Source organism: Rhodoblastus sp. (genome assembly GCF_041915505.1).
GTDB lineage: Bacteria > Pseudomonadota > Alphaproteobacteria > Rhizobiales > Beijerinckiaceae > Rhodoblastus.
This window is the reverse complement of sequence record NZ_JAYSBG010000220.1, coordinates 1-6,091: the sequence shown is the minus strand read 5'-3', so window position 1 is coordinate 6,091 and position 6,091 is coordinate 1. Positions and strand designations below refer to the sequence as shown.

Sequence of the window (6,091 nt, the reverse complement as noted above, 5' to 3'; positions counted from 1 at the left end):
CGTTTCCTTGTCATCACTCTGGTTCAAGGGAAAACCTCGCATTTCACGCGCGAGCCTAGACGCGCATAATGTTTATCGCCTTGATCTGACGCTATTGCGGCAAGGCAAATTCCGTTAGCCTGCGTCGGATTTGGCGCTCCGGCGCAGCTTGCGCAAGAGGAATGGGAATTGCCGGATCTGCAAGAGATCGTCCACGAAATAGCCGACGAAATGGCGCGCCGCGACGACAGGGGCGACGTCGCGACCTATATCCCGGAACTGGCCCATGTCGACCCGGCCCGGTTCGGGCTCGCGGTCGTCGCCGCCGATGGAACCCTCGCCTGCGGCGGCGATTGCGACCTTCCCTTCTCCATCCAGAGCATTTCCAAGGTCTTCACCCTCACGCTGGCGCTGGGTCTGGCCGGCGACTCGCTGTGGCGTCGAGTCGGCCGGGAGCCCTCCGGCAACGCCTTCAATTCCATCGTCCAGCTCGAACTGGAAAAAGGCGTGCCGCGCAATCCCTTCATCAACGCCGGCGCGCTGGCCGTGACCGATGTGATCCTGAGCGGCCATCCGCCGCGCGAGGCCTTGGGCGAAATCCTGCGCTTCATCCGCTTCGCGGCGCAGGACGATTCCGTCTTCATCGACGAATCCGTGGCGCGTTCGGAAAAGGCCACCGGCTTCCGCAACGCCGCGTTGGCCAATTTCATGAAGAGCTTCGGGGTGCTGCGGAACCCGGTTGATTTCGTGCTCGGAACCTATTTCCACCATTGCGCCATCGCCATGACCTGCGAGCAACTGGCGCGCGCCGGACGCTTCCTCGCCCATTCCGGCCGCAATCCCGACACCGGCTGCTCGATCGTCTCGGCCGAGCGGGCGCGACGCATCAACGCCTTGATGCTGACCTGCGGCCATTATGACGGCTCCGGCGAATTCGCCTATCGGGTCGGCCTGCCAGGAAAAAGCGGCGTCGGCGGCGGTATTCTCGCCGTCGCGCCAGGTCAGGCCTCGATCGCGGTCTGGTCGCCGGGGCTGGACGAATCCGGCAATTCGCATCTCGGCCGCATCGCGCTCGAACGCCTTGCGCGTCGCATGAAATGGTCGATCTTCGGGCAGTAAAAACTCAGCCATCGGCGGCCCGCCCCCGCAGAAAACCCGCGACCAGCGCGCGCAATTCGCGCAGCACGGCCGCGCCCTCGCCGGCATTCGCGGCGACGAGCTTGAACAACTGATGCAAGACCCTGGCCTTGGCCTCGACCCGATCCGGACCCAGCGCCGGATTGACGTGCGCGATCGTCTCGCAGAACCGCGCGCGCATGGATTCGCGAAGGCGTTCGCGCTGCGGCCCCGCCATGTGGCGCGCCTCGATCAGGACCAGAGCGGCGGCGCGGTCCGGCGCCCAGGCCAGCGCGTGATCGACGAAAGCGTCGGCGAAGGCGTCGAGCGGCAGGGTCGCGGCCTCGTCGGCCAGAGCGGCCAGTTCCGCGTCGATCCGCTCGCCATAACGCCGCAGCAAAGCGTCGGCCAGCACCTCCTTGGTCGGGAAGAACCGATAGAGCGAGCCGATCGCCGCGCCCGAACGCGCCGCGACTTCCGTCATGGTCACGGCGTCATAGCCGCGCTCCGCGAATAGCGCGCCGGCCGCGTCCAGAATCGCCTGAACCCGCAAATGGCCGCGCAGGCGCTTCGGTTCGGCGCCTTCAACAAGTTTTTCCGGCGCTGGAGCTGACATGGAACAGGGGGCCTTGACTTCTGCGAGGATATCCTCAAATTCAATTTGCGAGGATATCCTCGCATATCTCGGCCGAACTGGCCAGCCCCGCTTTTCCTTCGCCCCGAACCTCTCGTGAGGACCCGATGATCGCGCTCGATCCCAAAGCCGCCGCCCTGGTCCTGATCGACCTGCAAAAAGGAATCCTCGCCTCCGCAGCGACCGAGCCGCATGCGGCGGCGGATGTAGTCGCTCGCGCCTCGGCGCTGGCGACGCGGTTTCGTGCGGCGGGCGCGCCGGTCTTTCCGGTCCGCGTCGCCTTTGCCGCCGATTTCGTCGACGCCCCGCGCCAGCCCGTCGATGAGCCGACCGCGCTGCCGCCCGGTGGCCTTCCGGCCGGCTGGAGCGATCTGGTCGAAGGCGTCGCGGCGCCCGGCGACGTTATCGTCACCAAGCGTCAATGGGGCGCCTTTCTCGGCACGGAACTTGAACTTCAACTGCGCCGGCGTCATATCCGCACGGTTGTGCTTGGAGGCGTCTCGACCAATTTCGGCGTCGAATCCACCGCCCGCCAGGCGTGGGAGCTTGGCTTCGAGGTGGTGATCGCCGAGGATCTGTGCGCCTCGCGCAAGGCGGACATGCATGACTTCGCCGTGAAAAACATCTTCCCCCGCCTCGCGCGCGTCACGACCAGCGCCGAACTCGCCTTCGCCGCCGGATGAGCGGCCTGTCGCACTTCTCCTTCCTGGGCCGCCGGGCCGCAACGCAATGGGCGGCGCTCGCCGCGCTGACGCTGGTCTTCGGCGCCGCGCTATCGGCCGCGCGGCTGCCGGCGGGCTTGCTGCTCGGCGCCATCGCCGCCGCCGCGACGGTCGCTGCCTTCGAAGGCCAGACGCGGCTTCCGCCGCGCCTGTTCATCATGGCGCAGGCGGTGATCGGCGGCATGATCGCGCAGAAAATGACCCCTGAGATTCTCGCCGAAATGGCGCGCGACTGGCCGGTTTTCCTCGCCGCGGCCCTGTCGGTCGTGCTGGTCAGCGGCGCCTTCGGCTGGCTGCTGACCCGCTGGCGCGTGCTGCCCGGCGCGACCGCGATCTGGGGCGCCCTGCCCGGCGCCGCTTCCGCCATGATCGTGATGGCCGAGGCCTATGGCGCCGACATGCGCCTGGTCGCCTTCATGCAATATTTGCGCGTGCTGCTGGTCGCGCTGATCGCCAGCCTGATCGCGCGTTTCGCCATGCCCGGCGCGGACCAGGCCGGCGCGGCGGCCGTGGCTTTCATCGCGCCAGTCGACTGGCCTCGCTTCGCCTTGACCCTGGCGCTGCTGCTCGGCGCGGCCTGGCTGGCGCGGGTAACGAAACTGCCCGCCGGCCCGCTGCTGCTGCCGTTGTTCGCCGGCGCGGCGGCGCAGGATCTCGGCTTGTTCACGCTCGAACTGCCGCGCGCCTTTCTGGCGCTGAATTACGCTTTGCTCGGCTGGGCCGTCGGCCTGCGCTTCACCCGCGATATCCTGCGCCACGCCGTGCGGGCGCTCCCCGCGATCCTCGGCGCGACCCTCGCCTTGATCGCCTTGTGCGGCGGCCTCGCCTTCGTTCTGGCGCGACTGGCCCATCTCGATCCGATGACCGCCTATCTCGCGATGAGTCCGGGCGGCATCGACGCCGTCGCCATTGTCGCGGCCTCGGCCAAGCTCGACATGTCTTTCGTCATGGCATTGCAAACCGCACGCGTGCTGATGGTCATTCTGGTCGGGCCGGCGCTGGCGCGCTTTCTCTCGGGCCAGATGGCGGCCTCGTCCAACCCGGGCGCGGCGCGCCCGGACGAGGCGGCGATTGATTGATCGGGCCGGATGTTGTTTATATCGCGGCCAATTCCGCGCGGGGCGCCACGGAATGGCCGCGATTGGCGGGCTTGGTGGCGCGATGATTTCCCGTGTTCATTAAATAGCTTAGGCGGAGCAGGACCGAATGCGCACTCTCTTTTTGCAAGCGCCGTCCTTTGACGGATTCGATGGCGGCGCCGGGTCGCGCTATCAGGCGCGACGCGAAATCGCCTCCTTCTGGTATCCGACCTGGCTGGCCCAGCCGGCGGCTCTGGTCGAGAATTCCAAACTGATCGACGCCCCGCCGCACAAGACCAGCCTTGCCGAGGTCGTGGCGCAGGCCAAGGATTTCGATCTGGTCATCGTGCACACCTCCGTGCCCTCCTTCGCCTCCGATGTGAAGTGCATCGAAGCGCTGAAGGCCGCCAATCCGGCCCTCAAGGTCGGTCTGATCGGCGCGAAAGTGGCGGTGGACGCCGACGGTAGCCTGAAGGACGCGCCCTGCGTCGATTTCGTCGCCCGCAACGAATTCGACTTCACCGTCAAGGACGTCGCCGACGGCAAGGATTGGAAGGACATTCTCGGCCTGTCCTGGCGCGACGCCGACGGCAATATCCATCACAATGGCGAGCGGCCGATCCTCGAAGACATGGATTCCCTGCCCTTCGTCGCGCCGGTCTACAAACGCGACCTGAAGATCGAGAATTATTTCATCGGCTATCTCAAGCACCCCTATATCTCGATCTATACGGGACGCGGCTGCAAATCGCGCTGCACCTTCTGCCTGTGGCCGCAGACGGTTGGCGGCCATCGCTACCGCACCCGCAGCGTCGCCCATGTGATCGAGGAGATCAAATGGTGCAAGGAGAACTTCCCGCAGGTGAAGGAGTTCTTCTTCGACGACGACACCTTCACGGATGACTTGCCCCGCGCAGAAGCCATCGCCAAGGAGCTTGGCAAGCTCGGCGTGACCTGGTCGTGCAACGCCAAGGCCAATGTGCCGCGCAAGTCGCTGGAAGTGATGAAGGCCAATGGCCTGCGCCTGCTGCTGGTCGGCTATGAATCCGGCAATCAGCAGATCCTGCACAATATCAAGAAGGGCATGAGGGTCGAGGTGGCGAAGCAATTCGCCAAGGATTGCCGCGAGCTCGGCGTCGCCATCCACGGCACCTTCATCATGGGCCTGCCCGGCGAAACCCGCGAGACGATCAAGGAAACCATCGCCTTCGCCAAGGAGGTCAATCCGCACACCCTTCAGGTGTCGCTGGCCGCGCCCTATCCCGGCACCGTCCTCTACAGCCAGGCGATCGAGAACGGCTGGCTCGACAGCGCCAACGCCGAACTGGTGGACGAGAACGGCGTCCAGATCGCGCCGCTGCACTATCCCGACCTGAGCCACAAGGAGATCTTCGACGCCGTCGAGACCTTCTATCGCCAGTTCTATTTCCGCCCGAGCAAGATCGGCTCGATCGTCAATGAAATGGTGCGCGACCGCCAGATGCTGAAGCGCCGCCTCCGCGAGGGCGTGGAATTCTTCCAGTTCCTGCGCGAACGCAAGCAAGCCGCCAACGGCTGAACCGCCGTGGGAGGGGCGCGGCCCCTCCCTGCCCTACGCGTGTCATTGCGAGCCCTAGGGCGTCGGAAGACGCCCGTCTTTCGACGGGCTATGGCGAAGCAATCCACCATCCAACCGGCTGAACGGTCACCCGGATTGCTTCGCAATGTCATTGACAAGGAAATCGCCTCGATACAGTTTCCTAGTCAAGGAACGAGGCCCTCATGTCGCCGGGACGACTGCCGTCCGAACTCACCAGCCATCTCGGCTATTGGATGCGCATGGTGTCGAACCATGTCTCGCAGGCCTTCGCCCGCAAGGTGGAGGCCCATGGCGTGACCGTGGCCGAATGGGTTCTGATGCGTCAGCTATTCGGAGAGGAGAGACTGGCCCCAAGCCGTCTGGCCGAGCGAATGGGCATGACGCGCGGCGCCGTGACCAAACTGGCCGACCGGCTCATCGCCAAATCGCTGCTGATCCGATCCGCCGATCCCGAGGACGGCCGCGCGCAAACGCTCGCCCTTACGTCGGCGGGCCGCGCGCTTGTGCCCGAACTGGCGGCTCTGGCCGACGCCAATGACGCTGAATTCTTTGGTCGCCTGCCGCCGGGGGATCGCGAGGCCCTGCTCCGCATTCTGCGGGAAATCGTCGAACAGCGCGGCATCAGGCTCACGCCGGTCGATTGACAACGCCGTCCGCGGCGCGCCAGCAAAAAGGCCGCCCTCTCGGGCGGCCTTTGTTTTGAATCATTCCGCGGCGGGGAGCGCCGGGGGCGGGGCCGAGGAGGCCTCGGCCTTCTGCTGCAGGATCAGGTCGTCGCGGGTGGTCGCGATATTGCGAAGCTTCGACATGGCCGCGCCAGTGCCGGCCGGGATCAGGCGGCCGACGATGACGTTTTCCTTGAGGCCTTCCAGCGTATCGATCTTGCCGTTGACCGCCGCTTCCGTGAGGACGCGGGTGGTCTCCTGGAACGAAGCCGCCGAAATGAACGAGCGGGTCTGCAGGCTCGCCTTGGTGATGCCGA

At 65.7% G+C, this 6,091-nt stretch carries 7 protein-coding genes; 5 read left to right on the top strand and 2 right to left on the bottom strand.

Annotation, left to right across the window (positions count from 1 at the left end):
* Positions 1 to 168 precede the first annotated feature (168 nt).
* The gene (locus ACE3S9_RS13390; protein ID WP_374546968.1) at positions 169 to 1,098 is read left to right on the top strand and encodes a glutaminase; all 930 of its coding nucleotides are present in this window, start codon (positions 169 to 171) and stop codon (positions 1,096 to 1,098) included.
* Between the two features lie 4 nt (positions 1,099 to 1,102).
* Here ACE3S9_RS13390 and ACE3S9_RS13385 read toward each other — a convergent pair whose 3' ends face one another.
* Positions 1,103 to 1,711 (bottom strand): TetR/AcrR family transcriptional regulator, encoded by a 609-nt coding sequence (locus tag ACE3S9_RS13385; protein WP_374546967.1) that lies wholly within the window; start codon positions 1,709 to 1,711, stop codon positions 1,103 to 1,105.
* 125 nt (positions 1,712 to 1,836) lie between these two features.
* Here ACE3S9_RS13385 and ACE3S9_RS13380 point away from each other — a divergent pair, with 125 nt between their 5' ends.
* The 4 genes from ACE3S9_RS13380 to ACE3S9_RS13365 all read left to right on the top strand — a co-directional run bounded on the left by ACE3S9_RS13380 (position 1,837) and on the right by ACE3S9_RS13365 (position 5,753).
* Positions 1,837 to 2,412: a hydrolase gene (locus tag ACE3S9_RS13380; protein ID WP_374546966.1), complete on the top strand. Its 576-nt coding sequence runs from the start codon at positions 1,837 to 1,839 to the stop codon at positions 2,410 to 2,412.
* Entirely contained in the window at positions 2,409 to 3,530 is a 1,122-nt protein-coding gene (locus ACE3S9_RS13375; protein WP_374546965.1) for an AbrB family transcriptional regulator, read from the top strand. Before ACE3S9_RS13380 ends, ACE3S9_RS13375 begins: the two co-directional genes overlap by 4 nt.
* Positions 3,531 to 3,657: 127 nt before the next feature.
* The gene (gene hpnJ, locus ACE3S9_RS13370; protein WP_374546964.1) at positions 3,658 to 5,088 is read left to right on the top strand and encodes a hopanoid biosynthesis associated radical SAM protein HpnJ; all 1,431 of its coding nucleotides are present in this window, start codon (positions 3,658 to 3,660) and stop codon (positions 5,086 to 5,088) included.
* A 203-nt stretch (positions 5,089 to 5,291) separates the two neighbouring features.
* Entirely contained in the window at positions 5,292 to 5,753 is a 462-nt protein-coding gene (locus ACE3S9_RS13365) for a MarR family winged helix-turn-helix transcriptional regulator (RefSeq protein ID WP_374546963.1), read from the top strand.
* A gap of 60 nt (positions 5,754 to 5,813) precedes the next feature.
* Here ACE3S9_RS13365 and ACE3S9_RS13360 read toward each other — a convergent pair.
* Positions 5,814 to 6,091, bottom strand: a 278-nt coding sequence (locus ACE3S9_RS13360; RefSeq protein WP_374546962.1) for a hypothetical protein, incomplete at its 5' end; no start/stop codon positions are given.